Source organism: Streptomyces sp. ADI95-16 (assembly GCF_003721495.1).
Taxonomy (GTDB): domain Bacteria; phylum Actinomycetota; class Actinomycetes; order Streptomycetales; family Streptomycetaceae; genus Streptomyces; species Streptomyces goshikiensis.
The window spans coordinates 303,365-325,699 of record NZ_CP033581.1 but is presented as its reverse complement, the minus strand read 5'-3'; the positions used below and the strand labels follow the sequence as shown (position 1 = coordinate 325,699).

The 22,335-nt window shown below is 70.2% G+C and carries 14 protein-coding genes and 1 tRNA gene; 6 read left to right on the top strand and 9 right to left on the bottom strand.

The annotated features are described in order from the left end of the window. The first annotated feature begins 1,006 nt into the window (after window positions 1–1,006). A complete protein-coding gene (locus EES41_RS01700) occupies window positions 1,007–1,471 on the top strand; it encodes a lamin tail domain-containing protein (RefSeq protein ID WP_123074994.1) in 465 nt (154 codons plus the stop codon). Window positions 1,472–2,428: 957 nt separating this feature from the next. On the opposite strand, the gene EES41_RS41225 is transcribed toward EES41_RS01700, so the two are convergent. Then, a complete protein-coding gene (locus EES41_RS41225; RefSeq protein WP_164495698.1) occupies window positions 2,429–2,794 on the bottom strand; it encodes a hypothetical protein in 366 nt (121 codons plus the stop codon). A 159-nt stretch (window positions 2,795–2,953) separates the two neighbouring features. After that, the gene (locus tag EES41_RS01695) at window positions 2,954–3,535 is read right to left on the bottom strand and encodes a dihydrofolate reductase family protein (RefSeq protein ID WP_123074992.1); all 582 of its coding nucleotides are present in this window, start codon (window positions 3,533–3,535) and stop codon (window positions 2,954–2,956) included. 423 nt (window positions 3,536–3,958) lie between these two features. On the opposite strand from EES41_RS01695, the gene EES41_RS01690 reads away from it, so the two are divergent. Beyond that, window positions 3,959–5,059, top strand: coding sequence for an LLM class flavin-dependent oxidoreductase (locus EES41_RS01690; protein WP_123074990.1), 1,101 nt, complete (start codon window positions 3,959–3,961; stop codon window positions 5,057–5,059). After that, the gene (locus EES41_RS01685) at window positions 5,056–5,709 is read left to right on the top strand and encodes a CE1759 family FMN reductase (protein WP_123074988.1); all 654 of its coding nucleotides are present in this window, start codon (window positions 5,056–5,058) and stop codon (window positions 5,707–5,709) included. The genes EES41_RS01690 and EES41_RS01685 overlap by 4 nt, the downstream gene beginning before the upstream one ends. A gap of 120 nt (window positions 5,710–5,829) precedes the next feature. On the opposite strand, the gene EES41_RS01680 is transcribed toward EES41_RS01685, so the two are convergent. Next, a tRNA-Met gene (locus EES41_RS01680) sits at window positions 5,830–5,906 on the bottom strand. A 198-nt stretch (window positions 5,907–6,104) separates the two neighbouring features. Between EES41_RS01680 and EES41_RS01675 the strand changes: the two genes are divergently transcribed. Together EES41_RS01675 and EES41_RS01670 are read left to right on the top strand one after the other, a co-directional pair. Then, the gene (locus EES41_RS01675) at window positions 6,105–7,064 is read left to right on the top strand and encodes a beta-ketoacyl-ACP synthase 3 (protein ID WP_254211257.1); all 960 of its coding nucleotides are present in this window, start codon (window positions 6,105–6,107) and stop codon (window positions 7,062–7,064) included. Window positions 7,065–7,082: 18 nt separating this feature from the next. Beyond that, the gene (locus EES41_RS01670) at window positions 7,083–7,316 is read left to right on the top strand and encodes an acyl carrier protein (RefSeq protein WP_123074984.1); all 234 of its coding nucleotides are present in this window, start codon (window positions 7,083–7,085) and stop codon (window positions 7,314–7,316) included. 45 nt (window positions 7,317–7,361) lie between these two features. On the opposite strand, the gene EES41_RS01665 is transcribed toward EES41_RS01670, so the two are convergent. From EES41_RS01665 to EES41_RS01640, 6 genes are all read right to left on the bottom strand, one after another. Further along, window positions 7,362–8,195: a methyltransferase gene (locus tag EES41_RS01665; protein WP_123074982.1), complete on the bottom strand. Its 834-nt coding sequence runs from the start codon at window positions 8,193–8,195 to the stop codon at window positions 7,362–7,364. 101 nt (window positions 8,196–8,296) lie between these two features. Further along, window positions 8,297–10,843, bottom strand: coding sequence for an FAD-dependent monooxygenase (locus EES41_RS01660; protein ID WP_123074980.1), 2,547 nt, complete (start codon window positions 10,841–10,843; stop codon window positions 8,297–8,299). Window positions 10,844–10,865: 22 nt separating this feature from the next. After that, window positions 10,866–18,041 carry a non-ribosomal peptide synthetase gene (locus tag EES41_RS01655; protein WP_123082187.1) on the bottom strand — a complete coding sequence of 2,392 codons (7,176 nt, stop codon included), beginning with the start codon at window positions 18,039–18,041 and terminating at the stop codon, window positions 10,866–10,868. 14 nt (window positions 18,042–18,055) lie between these two features. Then, entirely contained in the window at window positions 18,056–19,327 is a 1,272-nt protein-coding gene (locus tag EES41_RS01650; protein ID WP_367995759.1) for a cytochrome P450, read from the bottom strand. 32 nt (window positions 19,328–19,359) lie between these two features. Further along, window positions 19,360–20,184: a methyltransferase domain-containing protein gene (locus EES41_RS01645; RefSeq protein WP_164495697.1), complete on the bottom strand. Its 825-nt coding sequence runs from the start codon at window positions 20,182–20,184 to the stop codon at window positions 19,360–19,362. A 249-nt stretch (window positions 20,185–20,433) separates the two neighbouring features. After that, the gene (locus tag EES41_RS01640; protein ID WP_123074976.1) at window positions 20,434–20,985 is read right to left on the bottom strand and encodes an EF-hand domain-containing protein; all 552 of its coding nucleotides are present in this window, start codon (window positions 20,983–20,985) and stop codon (window positions 20,434–20,436) included. 382 nt (window positions 20,986–21,367) lie between these two features. Here EES41_RS01640 and EES41_RS01635 point away from each other — a divergent pair, with 382 nt between their 5' ends. After that, the gene (locus EES41_RS01635) at window positions 21,368–22,240 is read left to right on the top strand and encodes an SDR family oxidoreductase (protein ID WP_164495696.1); all 873 of its coding nucleotides are present in this window, start codon (window positions 21,368–21,370) and stop codon (window positions 22,238–22,240) included. Window positions 22,241–22,335 lie beyond the last annotated feature (95 nt).

The following is a 22,335-nucleotide window of genomic DNA, read 5'->3' as shown; positions in this document are numbered from 1 at the left end:
GGCTACTTCTTCGAAGGCCAGCCCCTGCTGCATCTGGAGACGGGCAGGGCCACATCACTCATCGAGCACGCGCTGGGCCGCCAGGTCCTGGAGTTGGAATGGCTCGACGAACAGGCATTGAGGGGCATGTCGCCGTGGTGCGCAGACCGGACTGGACCGCTGTGCCTGCCAACTCCCTCACCGGTCATGACCTGGCCGGCCCGCGAGTGCCAGCGCCGCGTCCTGACGGCAGCGCAGTTGCCCATCGGATGGTCGCGGAGCTGAGCACTGACCGGGAATCGCGCCGCAATGTCCGCGCGGTCGAGGCACTTGCGGCCGGCCGGATCCTGGCCACGCTCGACGGGGTACAGGTGGAATCCTGGCTGCCCTCGGGGGACCTGCCGTCCTCGCCGCGATCCGACCGGCCGCCCTCACCCTCGACGTTGTGGGCTGCGGCGGGCTCACCGCCGGGCGGGCACAAGGTCACTGCGCATGTGCTCGGCGTGGGACGCGGACCTCGGCCGGGCGTTCACGCCCGCAGACGTGTCGGAGTTCCTGCCCGCCACGGTTGACGCCTCCCTGCGCGAGCGGTCCGTACGCGTCGCCGCCCTTGGGCCGCGAGGGGTGGTTTGGCTTGCCGCAGGGCGCGAATATCGGTGCGAGCCGTGGACGCGTGAGCGAAGAATTCCGCAGAACGGTTGTTACTTGAACAACTGCTCCGGGCGGGTGACGGGGGTGGGGAGTGCGCTGGGTGGTGCGCCGGAGTGCGTTGTTTCCAGGTTCCGCTGGTGGGGCGGGTGGGTGTAGCGGTCAGTGAATGTCAGGGCCACGTTCAGGCGGTATGCGTGTGGTGTGCAGGTGAGTGTGACGGGAATGTCCGGTTCTGGTAACCGGCCCCGGCGAGCGCGCCGGCGGGGCGGTCGTGGGGTCGAGAGTGTGGGCCTCGGCTCATTCCGGGCTGGGAACCCGCACCGCCTTACCAGCTTGTTTCGGCTGGTCGGGCATGCATCTTGAGGGAGCGTCACCCATGTCTTCTGCTTCTTCCTCCGTCCGCCGCATCGCCGCGACCGTTCTGGCCGCCGGAGCCGTGGTCGGTGCGGCCGCGCTGCCGGCCGCCGCGCAGGACGGTCACCACCAGCGTCCGCGGGTGGAGATCAGCCGGGTCCAGGCCGACAGCCCCGGCCGTGACGACCACTCCAACCGCTCCCTGAACAACGAGTGGGTGGAGATCACCAACACCACCCGCGACGCCATCAACCTCCGCGGCTGGACCCTCCGCGACGACGACGGCAACCGCTACCGCTTCGACAACGTCCGCATCGCCGGCCGCGCCACCCTCCGCATCCACACCGGCAACGGCCGCGACACCCGCACCGACCTCTTCCAGGACCGCCGCGAATACGTCTGGGGCAACCGCGCCGACACCGCCACCCTGCGCGACGACCGTGGCCGCACCGTAGACACGGAGTCCTGGGGCCGCCGCCACCACTGACCCTCAGGGCGGACTGCCGCCGGCCGCCTGACGGCGGGCGACCGCCGGCAGCCGCCCCGTCGGGCGGGTACGCATCGGTCCGTGCGGGCCGTCACCCTTCACCGGGTGACGGCCCGCACGGCCGTGAACCGGGCTGGGGGCCGGACAGCGGGGGCTGCGAGGACGGACGTGGTGGCGATGACGGGCCGGCGGCGTCGTGTCGGGGGCCGTGTGCGGGCATGAGTCCGCAGGCCGCTTCCTGAGCCGGCTGGCCGGGGCCGTCGCACTAGCGGGAGCGTGGCTTACGAACGCCCTGCCCCCTTCGCGGGCCGTTTCACTGGTGCCGGACGCCGCACTTGGCCGGACGCCGCACCATGGCCGCCAGGTTCTGTGCGGGAACAAGCGGACCGGGAACGGTCGCTGCGCCTGCTGAGGGCGATAGACCAAGCCACCGATGACGGGAGGGGCAGCCTGGGGAGCTCTTGGGGCCGAACGGATCGTGTTCCACGGGGTCGCCGGACTGCGAGACCGGGAGCACCCACTCCCGGGCCAGGGTCACCCCCGCCCGTGAACGCAACCGGCGGATCTTTACTCCCGTCAGTCCCGTCAGTCCCGTCGGCCCCGCCACGCAGGGACGACGGAAAGGCCGGAACACGGCCGGCCCGACACGGGCCCAGGCGATCAACACCGGCGCGGTGGCGAATCTCAGGCGCGGGCGAGTCCAGTGGGCGCACCGCCGTCGGGCCCGGCTGCCGAGTCCGGCCCCGCAGGCTCTACGGTCCGCCCGCCTGCCCCGCTCGTTGCCCCCGAAGCGGATGGCCACCTCGCCGGCCTCCGTCTCCGCGACGCAATGATCTGGATCAACGACCTCCTGCAGGTCGCCGACTGATCGCAACATCACACATGCCCTAGTGCGGCCCTGACGAGATGACATCGGGTGCGTCGCGAAGCCGTGGGTAAGCCACCGCGTCCCCTACATCACTGCTCCCACATGAGGTGCTGCTGGCATTCAGTCCTCAACAGTCTTTGCGTCAAGGGACCGTATGCGATCCACCCCGGGGAGCCGTCATCCAACGGGCCAGATGCCAGCCGGACCGGAAAGACACCGTAGTTGGCACGCCAGAAGGCGCCTCGACATGCGAGGTGTGCTGTGCCCGGATGCCCAAGCACGAGGCCTGCCGCGTCACTGGTAGCCAAATCCCGCGCCAATTTTTCGGCGTTCAGCGTCAGCGCGGCAAGCGCCTGTTCTGTGGTTGCGCCAGCCCCTTGCACAAATCTGGAGGACCGGCCAAAAGACTGTAGTTCGACTCCGACATCGAGGGCCACGAAGACGTTCAGATCCATAGCAACAGCATGGATCGTAATCCGCACGACTACTCCGGGTTGAGCCAAATTCCGCCCTCCTCCACCCGGGAACTGACCTCCAGCCAACCCCGAAGCACAGTGCAGGGGGACCGGCCTCAGCGTTCGCAGTGGACTTCCTCGCGTACCCGCTCAGATCGGTCAACGGCGCACCCGATAGCGCAGGTGGAGCACCCGGTTGCCCTGAATCGCCACGTCAGGATCCTCCAACAGGTGCTGCGCGTGGACCGACCCGAAGTAGCGCTTGCCGGACCCGAAAACGACGGGTGCGACATCCATGCGCACCTCGTCGATCAGGCCTGCGGCAAGCACCTGGCCACCGACGTTGCCAGCGGCGACCTCGACCATGCGGTCACCCGCAAGCTCCTGCGCCTTGGCCATGGCTGCCTCGACGCCGTTGACGAAGTGAAACGGCGCTTCGGGGTCCCAGCCCTCGGGCTCCGGCCGGTGCGTCACGACGACCACGTGGTCGATCCCGCCCGGAGGCTTCCCGTCCCAGCCGTCCGTCAGGTCGAAGACGTGGCGGCCGACGATCGTGACTCCGATCTGGTCCCAGTACACCCGGGTGTAGTCGTAGGACGTCTGCGACACCTTCAGCGCGCCGCTCTCGTCCAACGGGACGTCACCGCTGGACAACCAGTCGAACAGAGGTCCGGGCTGGTCATTCTCGTCCGCGATGAAGCCGTCCACCGACACCGAGCTGTACATGACCACCTTGCCCACGGGGCTCTCCTCTGCTTCGGGGTGCCCCAAATTAGCGTGTCGTGAGCTGTCGCTCATGTAAGAAATCAATCGGCCGGCAGCGGCCAGCCCTCCAGCGCGTGACCGGGATGTTCGCGCCGCGCGAGACGCCGCGGCGAGCAATCACCGGTTTCCCCCCGTCTCCCAGGCCGTCCGGCGGTGTTTGTCGTGGTCTCAGCCGCGGTCGCCGAGCGGCCGCGTCGGGGCGGTTGCGTGGCCGTCCGTCCGGCCAGGTCGGCGGCCGGCGGGATCTTCTTGAGCAGGGGCACGAGCTGAGTGACGTACCTGCGATCCGCCGCTCGCTGTGTGTGCCTCGTGGCCTCGTGCTGGCCGGGAATACCTCGGGCGCGCCTCTCGTTTTGGGGTATAGTTGAATCGTAAACAATCTTGGAGGGAAGGGGAGCCATGCAGTTCGGGATCTTCACTGTCGGCGATGTCACGACCGATCCGACGACCGGACGCGCGCCCAGCGAGCACGAGCGCATCAAGGCGATGCTCGCCATCGCGCAGAAGGCCGAGGAGGTCGGCCTCGACGTCTTCGCCACCGGCGAGCACCACAACCCGCCGTTCGTCCCCTCCTCGCCGACGACGATGCTCGGCTACGTCGCCGCGCGCACCGAGAACCTGATCCTCTCCACGTCGACGACGCTGATCACCACCAACGACCCGGTGAAGATTGCCGAGGACTTCGCGATGCTCCAGCACGTGGCGGACGGCCGCGTGGACGTGATGATGGGCCGCGGCAACACCGGTCCGGTCTACCCCTGGTTCGGCAAGGACATCCGTGACGGCATCGACCTCGCCATCGAGAACTACGCGCTGCTGCGCCGCCTGTGGGACGAGGAAGCCGTCACCTGGAAGGGCAAGTTCCGCACGCCGCTGCAGTCCTTCACCTCGACCCCGCGCCCGCTGGACGGTGTCGCGCCCTTCGTTTGGCACGGCTCCATCCGCTCACCGGAGATCGCCGAGCAGGCCGCCTACTACGGAGACGGCTTCTTCCACAACAACATCTTCTGGCCGACTTCCCACACCGAGCAGATGGTGAACCTGTACCGGCAGCGCTACGCCCACTACGGGCACGGCACACCCGAGCAGGCCATCGTCGGGCTCGGAGGTCAGGTGTTCATGAACAGGAACTCGCAGGACGCGGTGCGCCGGTTCCGCCCGTACTTCGACAACGCGCCGGTGTACGGCCACGGCCCGTCCCTGGAGGAGTTCACCGCCCAGACCCCGCTGACCGTCGGCTCGCCGCAGCAGGTCATCGAGCGGACCCTGTCCTTCCGGGACTACGCCGGCGACTACCAGCGCCAACTCTTCCTGGTGGACCACGCGGGCCTGCCCCTGAAGACCGTCCTGGAGCAGCTCGACCTGCTCGGCGAGGAGGTCGTGCCGGTGCTGCGCAAGGAGTTCGCGAACCTGCGGCCGGCCGGCGTGCCGGACGCGCCGACGCACTCCGCACGCGTGGCGGCGGCCCAGGAGGCTCCGAAGGAGGAGACGCGGGGATGAAGCTCATCGTCGTATCGGCGGGGCTCAGCTCGCCCTCCTCGACGCGGCTGCTCGCCGACCGGCTCGCGGCGGCGACGCTGGGGCACGTGGACGCCGACCTCGAAGTGATCGAGCTGAGGGAGCTGGCGACGGAGATCGGCCGGCACTTCGTCACCGGGTTCCCGCCCGCCCGGCTTGCCGCCGCGCTCGACGCCGTGGCCGCCGCGGACGGCCTGATCGCCGTCACGCCGGTGTTCGCGGCGTCGTACAGCGGCCTGTTCAAGTCCTTCTTCGACCTCATCGACAAGGACGCCCTCACCGCGAAGCCGGTGCTCCTCGGTGCGACCGGCGGCACGGCCCGGCACTCCCTGGTCACCGAGCACGCTCTGCGGCCGTTGTTCACCTACCTGCGCGCGGTCGTCCTGCCGACCGCCGTGTACGCGGCCTCGGAGGACTGGGGTGAGGAGGGGCTGGAACAGCGGATTGCCCGTGCGGGCGCGGAGCTGGCGCGCGCCATGGCATCCGCCGGTGGGGACGCCGCACCCGACGTCGACACCGCCGCCGCGGTCGCACCCCGTTCGCTGACGGGCGCGATCACCTCGGTGGAACCGGCGGACGGGTTCGCGGTGGTGCCGTTCGAGCAGCGGCTGGCGGCGCTGAGGGTCGAATAGCCGTCATCGGTCCGGTCGCCGGAACGCGGCACCCGGTGCGCCATCCCGCCCTGGGCGCGAAGGGCTGCTTCAGTACGGCAGAAGGGCCCGGATCCATAAAGGATCCGGGCCCTTCCGGTGTGGTAGCGGGGACAGGATTTGAACCTGCGACCTCTGGGTTATGAGCCCAGCGAGCTACCGAGCTGCTCCACCCCGCGTCGGTGAACACCACCTTACGGCACCGTCCGGTCGTGCTCGACCAGTTTTCGCCCGGGGGCTACCCGCCCGAGCGATCGTGACCCTGTGAGACACTGCGTATGCGCGTGGCTACTTGGAGTAGTGTCTCCGAAGTCGAGGGTGGAAGAGTGAGGGATCAAAGGGCGCCGGCGTCCGTCCTGGCAGGTGTCGGATCGTGCGTGCCGCCACGCCGGGTGGCCAACGAGGAGCTCGTCGAGCGACTGGGCCGGTCGCCCGAATGGATGTTTCAGCGCTCGGGCATCCGGTTCCGGCACGTCGTCGAGCCGGGTACCACCAGCGGTGACCTGGCGGTCGCGGCCGGCCGCGAGGCTCTGGCCCGTTCCGCGGTCGGCGACGTCGCAGCCGTGGTCGTCGCCACCACGTCGCCGGACAGGCCGTGCCCCGGCACCGCCCCGAGCGTCGCCTCACGGCTGGGCATGACCGGGGTGACCGCGCTGGACGTCCAGGCCGTGTGCGCCGGGTTCGTCTACGGATTGGGGGTCGCGCAGGGCCTGATCGCCGCGGGTACGTCGGACAGTGTCCTGGTGATCGGCACGGACGTGCTGTCGCTGAGCGTCGCCCCGGACGACCCCACGAGCATGCTCTTCGGCGATGGAGCCGGCGCCGTTGTCCTGCGCTCGGGTCACTGCGAGGAACCCGGTGCCCTGGGGCCTTGCGTGCTGGGCAGCGATGGCGGTGGCCGCGACCTGATCACCGTACGCGGCGGCGGATCCGAGGAACGCTCGGGGGGCGGAGCCACCCCGGCGGACTCGTATCTCCGTCTGGAGGGGCAAGAAGTGTTCTGGCGAGCGGTGCAGCATATGACCTCTGCCTCCCGGGCCGCTCTGGACGCCGCGAACTGGAAGCCGCAGGACGTGGACCGGATCGTTCCCCACCAGGCGAACGGACGGATCACCTCCATGCTCGCGGAGCGGTTGGGCATCACGGCGCAGAGCGCACTGTCCAACATCGAGCAGGTCGGCAACACCTCGGCCGCGTCGATCCCGATCCTCCTTGACCACGCCGACCGCGCAGGAAGCCTGAAGCCTGGGCACCGGGTCCTGCTGGCGGCCTTCGGTGGCGGCCTGGCCTGGGGTGCCACCACCGTCGTATGGCCCGACCTCGCCCGCACGCACTGACTCATCTGGAGAAGCGCCATGTACGACATCCTGGTCAACATCCTGACCGACAAGTTCCAGGTGCGGCCCGGGCTGATCTCCCCGGAGGCCACACCGACGGTCCTCGGCCTGGACTCACTGTTCGCGGTGGAACTGGCCCTCGTACTGGAAGGCGACCCCGGATTGCAGATCAGCTTTGACGAACTCGCGGAAGCGGGCACCCTGGCCGAGATCGCGCAATTGATGCAGGACAAGCAAGACGTGTCGGTCTGAAGACCGAAGATCCTCGGGGTGGTACACACGACCACCGGCAGGACGTCAGCTGCCGGTGGCGTTCCCGGGGCGCCGGAACATCAGGGCGTGCACCGTGAAGCGCGCCCCGTCGAATTCAGCCCGGCCCTCTGCTCGCCGCTCTCTCAGCAGGGTCAGCATGGTCTCCTTGTGCTCGGCGTACGCCAGGAGCGGGATGTCCATCTCGAAGACCTCAAGCGTCTCGGCCTCGAAGCCGCCCCTGGTGAGCTCCGTTACGGTCCGGGGGATGTCGGCGAGTGAGGAGTGCGCCATGAGCAGCGTGCCGCCCGGCGCGAGGAGCGTGTCCACGCGCTCGACGACGGAGTCGTACACCGCGCGCCCTCCCCTCCGGGCGACGAGAGCCGTTTCCAGCCCGTCCTTCCTTGCATAACTCGGGTCGTAGGGCAGGTGCGGCGGGTTGGTGATCACCAGATCGAACCGCTCGTCCGGTGTGTACTCCTCCAGTGGCGAAGTGACACAGGTCAGCCGCGTGGAATCGAGACCATTGGCCATCACGTTCACCGCGGTCTGGGTGGCCGAGGCGGGGTTGATGTCCAGAGCGGTCACCCGCCCGGCGCCGGCCGCGAGCAGGGCGACGCTGTAGAGACCGGAACCGGCCCCGATGTCCAAGGCGTTGACACCCGCCAGGTCAGGAACCATGTCACCGTTGAGAGCGGCGATCAGGCTCAGCCCGCAGTCGGTCGGGAACAGGACCTCCGCCGGGTCCTCCACCGTGAGCCGCAGACGCATCCCGCGGAACTCGAAGATCCCGCAAGAGGGCCGAGCCTCCCACAGCGAGCCGTTCTCGCCTGCGGGCAGAACGCGACGCCGCGTCTGCGTCGGGATCGAAGCATTGGTCATCGGGGCGGAACCTTTCGATGGGAGGCGGGCAGCCGGGGGTCGGCGGAGCGGGAGCCATGGGGATCCGTGAGATCCGGCACGCACTCGGCTCGATCGGCCGGTCACTCGGTGAGGACGGACAGCACGGTGCGGACGGAGTCGTCAGCGATGCGTCGTGCGCGCGGCTCCGGGACGAGTCCCTCGACGTAGCTGAAGTTCCAGGCGAGTTGGGTGTGACTGGTGGTCGCGGTCGCCACGATGGAGCCCATCACCGAGACTCCCGTGAGGAACTGGGCCTCGCCGACCCGCCACGAGCCCGCGTGATCGGGGAACTCGTAGCGGCCGACGTTGGACAGGCACAGGTTGATCGGCCCCTCCTCGTCCATGAACCGCATGAACGACTCGCTGTCCGCCAGTGACTTCGGTCCTGCCCAGCGCGGCAGGCTGATCGTGGACAGGTGCTCCTGGCGCCTCCGGCGCCTCACCAGGTCCTGGCTGATGGCCCGGGCCATCAGCCACAGCGGTCCGCCGGGCTCATAGCGGACGCGGGAGGGAACCGTGGCCACGTAGGTGCCGGCCTCGTCGGGTGACACGGCCGGTTCGAGATCATCGCGGAAGTCGACCGGCGAGCCGATCGAGAAGTGTGCCGTCGTCGAGGCCCCCGCGTCCCGGGCGACCGCCGTCACCATCGCGGCGGCCAGCACGCCGTGGACCGTGGTGCCGTGCCGTTTGGCCGCGGCCACCAGCAGATCCAACTGCTCGGCGGGCAGGAACCTGTGCACCATCTGGGTGCGCCGCTGCTCGAACGGCACCTGGTGGCTGGGGACGACCCGCTGCGCGGGGTGCCGTCGGGCCGCCTGCTCCTCCCGTCGCATCAGGGCCTTGAACCCGGCGACACCCGCGGCGCCACGGTGGCGACGGGGGAGCAGGTCGTCCGTCGCGGGCAGTGCCCGTCGCGGGGTGACCCGAGGCTGCGTGCCGCGGTCCAGTTGTGCGGTCAGGCCGATCCACTCCCGGACCAGGGACAGGCACGTCTTGCCGTCGGCGATGATGTGCGAGGCCGTCAGCAGCAGGTCATGGACGTCCCCGGCGTTCTCGCCGGCTGTTCCTTCGGAGGTGATCACCACCGCGCGCAGCAGCGGACCGGCGCGCCAGTCCACACTTTCCACGAGCTCCCGGTCGTTCACCTCGCGCTCCCACCGCGCGTCGGCCATGGGGTCGTCCGGCGGTACGTGGACGTGCCTCAGCGGGATCTGACGCGCGTCCAACGGGACGAAGGCGGGGTGTGCTCCGGTGCCGTCGTCGGTGATCGCGACGCGCAGCAGGGGGTGCCGGAGCTGGAGGATGTCCAGTGCGCGGCGGTGCAGCGACGGGGGCAGGTGTCCGTGGACCCGGGCGCGGGCGATGACGTTGAGGGGTGAGGTCCGGTCCGCGATCCAGTACAGGCGCTCCAAGGGGCTCAGCTCGCGCTGGACGCTGCCGGATCCGGTGGCCGGATCGTCCGGATAGGTAAGGGCCTGGGCGGTCTGCCGGACGAGGACGCGACGGGGTACCAAGCGGAAGTAGGCGTTACGGGCCAGGCGACTTCGGGGGGTGGCCCCCTGGGTCAGTTCGCTCATCCGGCGGGAACCGGCCACCATCGCCCTGGTGCGGTCGCGGCGCCGCTCCTCGTAGGCCCGCAGAGCCCGCGCCGGGTCGTCGCCCGTCATCGGCTCGGCCAGCGTCCGTGCCAGTACGACGGCGTCCTCCATGGCCATGCCGGCTCCCTGGGCGAGGGTGGTCAGCATGGGGTGGGCGGCGTCGCCGAGCAGGGTGACGGGGCCGTCGCCCCACCGTTCCAGGAAGGCCCGGTCCCGCGACGGCACGGTGAGGATGTCCGCCTGCGGGGTGGCGTCGATCACGGCCCGCACCTCCTCGGCCCAGTCCTCGTATGCCAGTCGGAGGAGTTCCTTGACGCGGCTCGGTGCGGGCGTGTCCCCGGGTGTGTCTGCGGGTGTGTCCTCGGGCGTGCTCATGGCCGCCCACCAGTAGCAGCGGCCCTTTCCGATGTCGATGAGGCCGAAACGTTGTCCGCTGCCCCAGTAGTGGCGCACCGCGCCCGTGGTGAGGCGCCGGTGCCGGAAGGGGACGATGCCGAGCCGGAAGAGGTAGCCGCTGTCCTTGGCCTGCTCGGGGCCGACGAGGTGACGCCGTACGGACGAGTTGAAGCCGTCGGCGCCGACCAGGATGTCGCCGCTCGCCGAACGGCCGCCCTCGAAGCGGGCGGTGACCCCCACGCCGACGGTCTCGAAGCCGATGGCGGTCGACCCCAGGTGGACCGGGCAGTCCCCGATCTCCGCCAGCAGAGCCTCCTGGAGGTCCGCGCGGCTGAGGCAGTAGCTCGGCACGCCCAGCTGGCCGCGGGCGTCCTGGAACGGGAGGTCTCTGATCCGCCGGCCGCGCCGGTCCATGATCCTGAACGACTCCACGGCCTGACCGCGCTTGTCCAGTCCCAGGTCGATGCCGAAACCGGCCAGGGCGGTGACCGCGTTGCTCATGACCGACAGACCGGAGCCGACGTCGCGCAGCTCGGTGGCGCGTTCGTACACCTCGACGTCGACACCGACGCGCCGCAGTGCGACCGCACACGTCAGGCCGCCGATGCCGGCACCGATGACCAGGGCTTTCATACGCCGTTCCGATGGCATGACGTCAGCCCTCCCGGCCGGTTCGGGCGAAGCCGGTGCTGATCAGCTCCGCGACGGTACCCGCCAGGCGGGCCACATGCGGATCTTCCATGATCGTCAGGTGGTCCCCGGCGACACGGATGATCCGGATCCGCCCGCTGGTCATGGCGCTCCATCCGTTGCAAGGGTCCTGATGACGGGTTCGGGCGGCACGGTGCATGGCGGACAGCGCGACGGGCAGTGGCTCAGCGGCGCGGATCAGCGTGAGGTCCTGGTCCTCGCGCGGGGGCCGGTAGGCCAGCGTCGCCCGCCAGTTCGCCCGGTAGACGCCGAAGAGGCGGCGGATGACGGCCCCCGAGCTGCCGGCCGGCAGGACGCCGCGCTCGCTCGCGACGCGGGCCATGAACGCGAACTTCTCCTCCGGCGAGCCCAGTCCGTCAGGGAGACCCCGTGCGGGTGAGGCGCCGCCGTCCCGCGGCCAGAGCAACTCGTGGAAGAACCAATCCAGCAGGCCGTCGTCGTGCGCGACGCGCGGCCCCTGGTCCAGGGCGGTGGTGTCCAGCACCAGCAGGGCGGCCCGCTCGCCCGCCGCCCGCAGCCGACGGGCGATCTCGAAGGCGACGAAGCCGCCGAAGGACCATCCGCCGATCGTATAAGGGCCGTGTGGCTGGGCCGTCCGCAGCGCGGTGAGGTAGCTGTCCGCCAGGTCCTCCACCGTGCACAGCGCTGTGGTGCCGGGCTCCGCTCCGGCAGCCTGGAGCGCGTACAGAGGCTGGTCGTCCGGGAGATGCCGGGCGAACCCGACGTAGCAGAGCACGTTGCCGCCCATCGGGTGGACCATGAACAGCGGCGGGCGAGTGCCCTGCGGGCGGATCGGGACCAAGGGGTCGAACGCGGCTCGCGCCCCGCCCTCGCGCAGCCGGGCCGCGAGTCCGGCGGGGGTGGGTGTCGCGATGAACTCCGACAGGGGGATGTGCACCCGGTAGCGCTGTTCGATCCGGACCACCAGCCGCATCGCGGTCAAAGAGGTGCCGCCGAGGTCGAAGAGGCTGTCGTGCGCTCCCACCGAGTCCAGGCACAGGACGTCCGCCAGCATCTCGGTCAGCGTCCGCTCGTAGGCGTCGCGCGGCGCGGCGGCCGGTGCGCGGCCGGGGGAGGCCAGCGGGGCACCGCGCAGTGCGGCGTCGTCGCGTTTGCCACTGGGGGTCAGAGGCCACTGGGCGACCCATTGCAGGTGCGAGGGGACCATGTAGTCGGGCAAGGTGGCGCGCAACCGCTCACGGACCCCGACCAGGTCCTCGTCCGTGCCCTCGCCGAGGAGGAAGGCGGCGAGGAACACCTCGCCGTCCGAGCGCCGGCGCGCCACGACCGCGGCGTCACGCAGGCCCGGACAACCCTCGGCCAGGCCGGTGACGGCCAGTTCCACCTCGGCCGGCTCCACGCGAAAGCCCCGTACCTTGACCTGTGCGTCGTCGCGTCCGAGGAAGACCACGTCTCCACCGGGAAGCACCATGCCGACGTCGCCGGTGTAGTAGAGCCTGTGGTCTCCGTCCGCGAAGGGATGGGGGACGAAACGCTCCTTGGTCAGGTCCGGGCGCCCCTCGTAGCCGTCGGCCAGGCAGCCGCCGCCCAGGTAGACGTCGCCCCGCGCCCCGACCGGCACCGGACGCATCCGCTTGTCCAGGACGTGCACCTCGGCCCCGTCGATGGCGCGGCCGATCGGCGGCAGCGCGGGGAAGGCCGCGGGGTCACCGGTCATGGTGTACGCGGTGACCACGTGGGTCTCCGTCGGACCGTACTGGTTCTCCAGCACCGCTCCCGGGATTCTGGCGCACAGCGCGCGGATCTCGGGAGTGACGCGCAACTGCTCACCGCAGGTGATCACCACCCGCAGCGCCCTCGGGGTGATGCCCAGCGTGCCAGCGGCTTCGGCCAGTTGGTGAAGGGCCACCGGGGGGAGGAAGGCCTGCTCCACGCGCTCGTGGTCGAGCAGGCGCAGCAGCGCGGCCATGTCGCGCCGCTCCGCGTCGCCGACCAGGCACAGGGTGCCGCCGAAGGACAGCGTGGAGAAGATCTCCTGGAAGGAGATGTCGAAGCTCAACGGTGCGTACTGCAGCGTCACCCCGCCCGGCGCCGCGCTGGGCGCCCCGGCCTGCCAGGCCACCAGGGCGGCCAGGGTACGGTGCGGCATCGCGACGCCCTTGGGGGTCCCGGTGGAGCCCGAGGTGAAGAGGACGTACGCGGTGCTCTCCCCGTCCGTCCCGCCCCTCGCCCGGCACACCGGCCCCGGCGCGGCCACCGACTCGGCGGGCAGCAGCAGCTCCGGGTCACCGGCGAGGTGGGCGTACGCGACTTCGGCCACGACGCGGAAGGGCCGGGCCTGCTCGACCATCGTGGCCAGCCGGGACGGGGGGTAGCTGACGTCCATCGGGACGACCGCGCAACCGGCCCGCATGACACCCAGCAGCACCGCCATGGTCAGCGGGGACCGGTTCATCGCGATCCCGATCCGGGCGTTCGCCGGGGCGCCGAGCGCGCCGAGGCGCCCCGCCACGTTCTCAACGGCCTCGGCGAGCCGGGCGTAGCTCCACCGCTCCTCGCCCATCACCACGGCGATCGCGTCCGGGGTGCGCGCGGCCTGTTCGACGAAGCGCGTCACGACCGTGGGGCACTGCGCGGGCGCGGCCGGGACGGGACGGGGGGCGAGGAACGCGAAGTCGGCCGCTTCGTGCGGCTGTTCCACGATGCGGCGCAGGATGCTCAGGTAGCCGGCCGCGAAGAGGTCGCCCTGCTCCGCCGAGAACGACGCACCGTCGCAGTCGATCCGCAGCCACATGCCGGAGCCGTCCGGTTCGGTGACGGCGTTCACCATGAGCCGGAAGTCGTTCTCCTCCCAGCTGCGGAACTCCTTGAGCCGCAGACCGGGGAGCCCGAGGACATGGGAGAGCTGGTGGAAGTGCACGTAGTTGAAGGCCGTGTCCAGGACGGCTCCACCGCGATCCTCCTGGATGGCGCTCAGCGGGTAGCGGCGGTGGGGATGGCCGTCCTGCTCCTGGCGGAAGCCTTCGCGCGCCACCTCCAGCCAGCTGTCCCGTGCGGTGTCCAGGCGCACGGGCACGGTGTTCAGGAAAAGCCCGGCGCTGCGCTCGGCTCCGGCCAGTTCGGGCCGGACGTGGGTGATCAGGCCGGTGGTCACCTCACGGGTGCCGGCGAGCATGGCCAGCGTCAGGGCGTGGGCCGCGAAGAGTACGGACTTCACGGGAAGGGAGTGCTCGGACGCCCGGCGCCGGACCCGCTCGACGAGCGGTCCGGGCAGGTCGACCCGGCGCGAGGCCGGCCGGTGGACGGTACCGGGCAGGTGGGGCGAGAACGCCTCGATGGGCAGAGGGCCGCAGCCGGCCAGCTTTTCCCGCCAGTAGCGCCCGGCCTCCTGGGAACGCAGGGCGCTCCGCTCCAGCCGTACGTGGGCCGCCGGTGACGGAGGCACCGTGTCCTCGACGGGGCCGATGTCCAGGCCGAGGCCGTGGGCGTAGTCCTGGAGCAGCTCCTGGAGGAGGGTGGCGACGCTGCCGCCGTCGAGGAGCGCGTGATGGAAGCTGAGGACCAGATCGACGGTGGCGGGCCGCACATGGGCGCGGAACAGATACAGCGGCGGCCGCTCGAACACGTAGGGGTGGAGGCGGCGTGCCTCTACGTGCGCGCGTACCTCGGCCTCGGCCGCCGCGCTGTCGAGCGGACGCAGATCGACGACCTCCAGGCCGCCTCGCACCCTGGGGTGAACGACCTGCAGCGGTTCCGCGCCTGCCAGCTCGAAGGCCGTGCGCAGCGCCGGATGCCGCGCCGTCAGCCGGTCGAAGGCACGACGGAACTGCTCCTCGTCCCAGGGCATCTCCAGCGTGTACCGGAAGACGTCCCGGTACCTGGCCGACGTTTCGTGCCTGCGGCTGTGGTACAGCAGGCCGAGCTGGATCCGGGTCAGCGGGTAGGCGTCCTCGGCATCCCGCAGGCGGCCCCGGTCGACATCGGCCACCAGGGCGAACGGGGCGGGGGCGGCCGCGGTCCCGGACGCGTCGCACTCCTCGGTGCACGGGGCGAGGCCGGCCACCGTCGGGTTGCGCAGGAGGTCGGTGAGCGAGAAGCGCAGGCCCCGGGCCTCCGCCTCGGCACGCACCTTGAGCATCGTGATCGAGTCGCCGCCGAGCGCGGCGTAGTCGTCGTGGATCCCTACGACACCATGGCCCAGGACACGGGCCCAGACCTCGGCCAGTACGGTCTCGGCCCGGTTGCGCGGCTGCCCGCCCGCGATGGCCTCCGGGGCGTCGTGCGGTGGTGGCAGCGCGTCGTGGTCGGCCTTGCCGTTGGCGGTCAGCGGAACGCTGTCGATCCGGGTGAAGGAAGCCGGAACCATGAACGCCGGCAGCGTCTGACCGAGCCGTTCGCGCAACAGCGCCGTGTCGATCGGCGCCTCGGCGACGTAGTAGCCGGCCAGGACGGCTCCCCGGTCGGGGGTGGTACGGCCCACCACGATGGCGTCCCGTACGCCGGGGACGGCACGCAGGGCGGCGGCCACCTCGTCGGGTTCGACGCGGTTGCCCCGGATCTTGACCTGGCCGTCGATCCGTCCGAGGTACTCCAGGGTGCCGTCGGCGAGCCACCGCGCCAGGTCCCCGCTGCGGTAGAGCCGACCGCCCGGTACGAACGGGTCGGCGGCGAACTTCTCGGCGGTCAACTCCGGGCGGTCGAGATACCCGCGGGCGACGCCGACCCCGCCGATGCACAGCTCCCCGGCGACACCGACGGGTTGCGGCAGGTCGTCGGCGCCCAGCACGTACAGCCTGACGTTGTCGATCGGTCGGCCGATGGGCACCCGCGCGATGGTGTGGGCGGGGTCGTCCGGGCACTCGTAGGACGAGACGTCGACCGTGGCCTCGGTCGGGCCGTACAGGTTCACGAGCCGTACGGGCCGCTCCGCGCCGCTCTCACGAAGGCAGCGCTCGACCAGGCGGTTGAACTGCTCCACCCGGGCCACGGGCAGGGCCTCACCGCTGCAGAAGACATGCCGCAGGGTCCGGACGGCCTCGCGGGCCGGCGCCGAATCCTCCTCCAGCAGGTCGAGGAACGGACCGAGCATGGAGGGTACGAAGTGCACGGCGGTGACCCGGTGCTCGCCGATCGCCCGCAGGACCTCGCGCGGGTCCTTCTGGCCGCCGGGCGGCAGCAGGGCCACGGCCGCGCCCTCGACGGCCCACCAGAACAACTCCCATACGGAGACGTCGAAGGAAACCGGCGTCTTCTGCAGGAGGACGTCCCGTTCTCCGAGCGGGTAGCTGCGCTGCATCCACGCGAGGCGGTTCACCACGCTGTGGTGCTCGACCATGACGCCCTTGGGCTGTCCGGTCGAGCCGGAGGTGTAGATGACGTACGCGACGTCACGGGAGGTGGCGAGCGGCTCGACCGGGGCACCGCTGCCGGTCAGCAGGCCGCCGACGCGCCGCACCGCCGTATCCCCGGGAAGGCCGGCGGGAGCGTCGTCATCGACGATCACCACCTTGGCGCGGCTGTCGCGCAGCAGGAACCGCACCCGCTCGGCCGGGTAGCCGGGGTCCACCGGTACGTAGGCGCCGCCGGACTTCAGGACGCCGAGCAGCGCGACCAGCAGCCCCGGCCCCCGCTCCATCATCACCGCGACGCGGTCGTCCGGTCCGACTCCCTCCGCGCGCAGGGCACGCGCGACCCGGTTGGCCCGCTCGTCGAGTTCGGCGTAGGTCAGCGCGTCCCCGGCCGCCGCGATGACGGCGGTCCGGTCCGGCCGCCGGGCGGCCTGCGCCTCGAACAGTCCGTGGAGGGTGGCCTGATCCGCGTAGGGCACCTGCCGGCCGAGGGCACGCCCGGCGGTGAGGTCCTGGTACTCGGCGGGGGAGAGCATGGGGACGTCGGACACGGGCCGGTCCAACAGGTCCAGACCGTGCTCCAGGAGCGTCGTGAGGTGACCCGCCACGGAGGCGATGGGAAGGTCCTCGTCGAAGACGTCACGGGCGTAGTCCAGGTCGACACGGACCTCGGTCGTGTCGTCGAAGGCGGACACCAGGACGCCCAGTGCGTCCTGGTCGTGCGAGGGAGCCATCAGGGTGCCCCGCCGCACCACTCCCGGGACCTCCGGCCGGGACCAGTTCAGGTAGGAGAGCGTCACGTCGAAGAGTTGCCGTGGGCCCCGCGGCGCCGTGGGCCCTTCCCGCAGGATGTCTCCGAGAGCGAGTCGCTCATGACGCCGGAGTGCGCGCGTCGTGCCCTGGACCGCGGTGAGCAGTTCGCGAACGGTCAGCGTGCCGGGAGCCGCGACCCGTAGCGGCAGGGTGTTGGCGAACTGACCGAGCACGTCCCGGTGCCGCTCCGTCGGACGGTTGAGGAAGGGGACGCCGAGGACCACCTCCTCGCTCCTGTGCAGGCGTGTCAGGTACGCACCGAACATGGCCGCGACGTACGTGAACGGCCAGTAGCCCGCGGCGCGGACCCGGCCGATGAGGGCACCGTCGATGACGAACGAGTGACGGCCGCGGCCGCCCGGACCGCCGTCTTTCCCACGGGTGAAGAGCGCGGGTGCCACGCCACCGAGGTACTCGCGGTAGAACGCCCGGTCGCGGTCGCCGTCCGTCCCGCTGCGGTAGGCGGCGTCCTCCTCGACGAACGCCAGGTAGGAAGGTGTTGCCCGGGCGCTCGCCTGCGGATCGCCCTGCGGCATCCGGGCGTATTCCTGGAGGATCTCGTGGCTCAGCCGGTCGAGCGTCCAACCGTCGGCGACGATGTGGTGCGCCTTGACGTGCAGATGCGTGACATCGGGGCTCTCCAGGAGGAGCGCGGCTTCCACGAGGGGGCCGCTGCCGAGTGGCAGGGCGCCGGCCATGGATCTGCGCATCCACTCCGCGCAGGCGGCGTCCGGCACGGGCTCGTGGGAGAGGTCGATCACCGGGACGGGAACACGGTCCTCGGCCACCCGTTGGAAGGGGACGCCGGCGCGCTCGGCGAGCCGCAGCCGGAACGCCTCATGGCGGTGCAGTACGCGCTCCGCGCAGACGGCGAGCCGCTCGTGGTCGACGCCCCCGTCCAGACGCTCGTGGAGAACGCAGTTGAACTGTGGTGACTCCGGAGCCTGGGAGCCGACGGACCATACGTCACGCTGATACGCCGTCAAGGGGTACGGCATGTGGTGGTTCATGTTCAACTGTTGGGGTTTCCTTCGAGCCGTACAGGGATCTCTCGGTGCCCGTTGAAAATGAGGGAAGGCAGCGGAGACAGACAGTCGGGTCCGACGGCCAGTTCTAGGGCGGGGAACCGGGAGAAGAGCGCGGACAACCCGATGCGGCCTTCGAGTCGGGCGAGTTCGGCGCCCAGGCAGTAGGTCGGGCCGTGGCTGAACGCCAGGTGTTCACGGGCGGTGGCGCGGGTGATGTCGAAGAGGTCGGCGTCTTCGCCGTGGACCCCGGGGTCGCGGCCGACCGCGGCGTAGTTGATGACGAGGGCCTCGCCCCGCGAGAACGTCAGCCCGGTCGCTTCGTCGTACAGGTCCTCGGTGGGGAAGCGCATCATGAAGTTGGCCACCGGAGCCTGGTGGCGCAGGGTTTCCTCCACGACCTGGTCCCAGCCGACCCGGCCCGACAAGGCCAGGTCCAGCTGGGCCGGGCGCGTGAGCAGGTTGACCACGGCGTGGTCGAGCAGGTTCGCCGTGGTCCCGTAGCCGGCGCCGAGCACCATCCAGATGTTGTCGGCCAGCTCCTGCTCATTGAGACGGCCCTGGCGGTGGGCGTCGACCAGGGCACTGGCGATGTCGTCGCCGGGACGCTCGGTCTTGATCACGAGTAGGTCCGCGAGGAGCCGCGCGGCCTCGGCCGCTGTGGCGTCGGCCTGCTCGGCACTCAGATCCGTGGTGAAGACCGTGTCGTTGACGGTCTGGAACCTGTCGTGCATCGCCTCCGGCAGGCCGACCAGTGTGGTGACCGTCAGCCAAGGCAGCCGCGAGGCGAAGTGCTCGCGCAGGTCCACCACTCCGCCGGGAGCGGTGGCAGCCGCGTCCGCGAGATCGTCCAGCAGCACGGCGGTGGTCTTCTCGATCCACGGTGCGAGCGCCCGTACGCGGCGGGCGGCGAACGCGGGGACCAAGGGATGGCGCATTCGGCTGTGGTCGGGCCCGTAGGCGGTCTGGACGGTGCGGATGTCGACCCAGATCCGCAGCGGCCAGTCGGCGGGAAGGTCACCGTCCACGAAGGCGGGCCAGTGCCGGTGGGCGTCCTTGGAGACGCGGGGGTGGATCAACAGCCGCCGGACGAGGCCCGGGTCGGTGACCGACCATGCCGGTACGCCACCGGGCAGCTCGACCCGGGTGGCGGGCCCCAGCGCACGCAGCGCCGCGGCTTCGCCGTGGATGTCCGCGGCGCCGCCGTCCAAGCGGTAGGGGCAGCTGCTCCGGGAGGACAGGGAGGACAGGGAGGACATGGGCGTACGACCTCGGAGGCGCCAGTCGGGACTCAAGGGCGAAGGGCGGTCAGGAGTCCGTACCGCAGCTGGGGTACCGCACCGAAGAACCACTCGCCGAGGTCGGCCGCGGTTTCCATTTCGCGCGCCTCCTGGCCGTCGAGATCACGTGCGGCCTTCCGCCAGCCGTCGACCATGCTGTCGTAGCAGCGCCGGACGTTCTCGGTGGTGTCGGTGTAGTCCACCACCTCCAGGCCGGCCTCCCGCAGCAGCTTCCGGTATCCGTCGGTGCTCAGCGAGAACTTGAAGAACGCGTACGCGTCGGCCATGCGCGCGGTGTCCGGGGCAGTGAGCTCGCCTTCGAGGCTGTGCTCGGCGATGACCAGCCGCCCACCAGGACGCAGAACCCGCGCGATGTGGCCGATGGCCGCCACCTTGTCCTTCATGTGCATCAAGGACTCGATGGCGTACGCACCGTCGAACGACGCGTCCGGGAAGGACAGTTCCATGGCATCGGCCAACTGGAACGTGGCCTGGCCGCGAAGGTCCGGCGGCTGCGGCCGGCTGTTGGCCAGTTCGACCTGGTAGTCGCTGACACTGACACCGGTGATCCGCACGGCGTGGTGCGCGACGATGCGCAGCGCCGTACTCCCATGTCCACAGCCCACGTCGAGCAGGTGCTGGCCGTCCTCGGGGGCGAGGCGTTCGGCGACGAGGTCCGTCAGCCGGTCGGTCGCCACCTGCATGGGGCTGTCGTCCGCTTCGTCGTCCCAGTAGCCGACGTGGATGTTTCCGCCGAGCGCGTGGTCGTACACATCCGTGTGGCGGTTGTAGAAGGTTCCCACTTCGCCGGAGGTGGGGGGGTTTTGCGTCAGCATGAAGTGGCCTTTCACGGATCGTCGAGTCGTTCGCCGGGGTCGAGGACGAGGCCGGCCGGCCGACGCGAAAACTCCTGCAACGAAGTAGGGGGAGGACATGTGCAATGAGTAAAGGCAGAGCGGTTGAGTCCGCTCGCGCGGAATTCTCTTGAGGAAGCGCTTCGGGGATGTCGCTACTGGATTCCAAGGGCGGTACTGCAACCGCACTTTCCGGGAACGCGATTGCAGTACCAGCTCAAGCGGATCCGCTCACACGCGCCCGAAGAACAGGCTGCCCGGGGCCTCCGGGTCGTTCGAGAGGAAGTGCTCGCGCACCGCGCGGATGAACTCGTGGCGCGAGATCGAGCCGTCTCCGTCGGTGTCCAGCTTGGTGAACATGTCCATCGCGTCGGGCGCGTCGCTCTTCCACACGTCCCTCAGGAACCGTGCGAACTCGTCCTTGCTGATCTCGTTGTCGCCGTCGACGTCGATGACGTCGAAGATCGCGTGGCCACCGCCCTCGGTCACGTTGAGCCGGCTGGTGTCGATCACCGCGAGGCGGTTGGCCGTGATGAACTGGTCCTTCGTGAGCCGGTCCCCGTCGACGCCCGCGTGACGGAGGAGCTCCAGCCAGTAGATCTGGCAGAAGGTCTGGAGCGCCCTGGCCCGGCGGTCGTCCTTGCTGAGCTTGTACGCCTTGATGTAGCGGTCGGCGAGCTTCTGATAGTCCGTCCAGTCCAGGTAGCCGTCCTGGTTGGCATCCATGGTCTCGAAAGTGCGTTCGAGCTTGACGGTGATGACGTCCGGCGCCGCAGCGGTCACGTGTCCTCCTTGAGGACGAAGGGGGAAGGTCGTGATCATCATCTCTTGACCCGTGAAGTAGAACCACTTGAGGAAAGGTTCCTCTTCTTCCTTTTCATCCATTCGGACGCGCTCGCCGGTGGAACGCATTCGCTGCGGCGGGCCGGCGTGCCCGGCCCGCTCGACAGGACGTACGCGCCGCAATTCCGAGCCTTTCCGACGGCGCCTTCGGCTGAGGAACAACCCGTGCCGACTACAGTCGGAGAGAGCCGAAACCGTTCGGTTGTCATGGGGGTTATCACGGCGAGGCAGACACAGCGACTCGCCGACGGACGGCCGGCGCGATCCTGTCTGCCTCCAAGCCCTGAACTGGAGTGAACAAGTGTCGAAATCGTCGGGTCCGATGTCACCCGCAGGCCGGTCCGTGCTCATCACCGGAACCTCGTCCGGACTGGGGGAAGCCTGCGCGCTGCACATGTCCCGGGTCGGCTTCCACGTCATCGCCGGAGTCCGCCGGCCAGAGGACGGAGAACGGCTGCAACGAGCCGCCACCGGACGGCTGACCCCGGTGATCATGGACGTGACGGACGAGAAGTCGGTCCAGGCGGTCGTGCACGAGGTCACCGAGCTGACCGGTGCGGCAGGGCTGTGGGGTCTGGTCAACAACGCGGGCATCGCGGTCACGGCTCCACTGGAGTGCGTGTCGATGGAGCTGATGCACCGGCAGCTCGACATCAATGTGATCGGTCAGTTGCAGGTGACCCAGGGGTTCCTGCCGCTGCTGCGGGTCGGCGCCGGGCGGATCGTCAACATTTCCTCCGGCCTCGGGAACGTCGCCCTCCCCTTCCTCGGTGCCTACGCCGCCTCTCAGTTCGCCAAGGAGGCGATGAGCGACACGCTGCGCCGCGAACTCGCTCCGCAGGGGATCCCCGTCGTGGTGATTCAGCCGGGTGCTGTCCTGACCCCGCTCTGGAGCAAGATGGCAGACGAGGGCAACCGGGTACTGGACAGCGTCCCGGGGCCGGTCCAGGAGCTCTACCGCCACCCGTTCCAGCAGTTCATGAAGGACAACGAGACCTCGGCCGGGGCCAGCCGTACGACGCCCGACGATGTCGCCCGGGTGATCTTCCGCGCACTGGTCGCCCAGCGGCCCAAAACCCGCTACACCGTCGGCCGGGACGCAGCGGGCAGCCGCGTGCTGTCCAGGCTGATGCCCGACCGGGCGTTGGACCGGATCTTCGGCGGATCATCGGCCTGGACGCACCTCAGGAGCTGACGAGCCTCCTCACGAGGACCGGACGAAGGATCCGGCGGACCGGGCCCGGCGGCTCGCCGCCGGATACCGGCTCCGGGCGACCGGCGGGCCGAGGG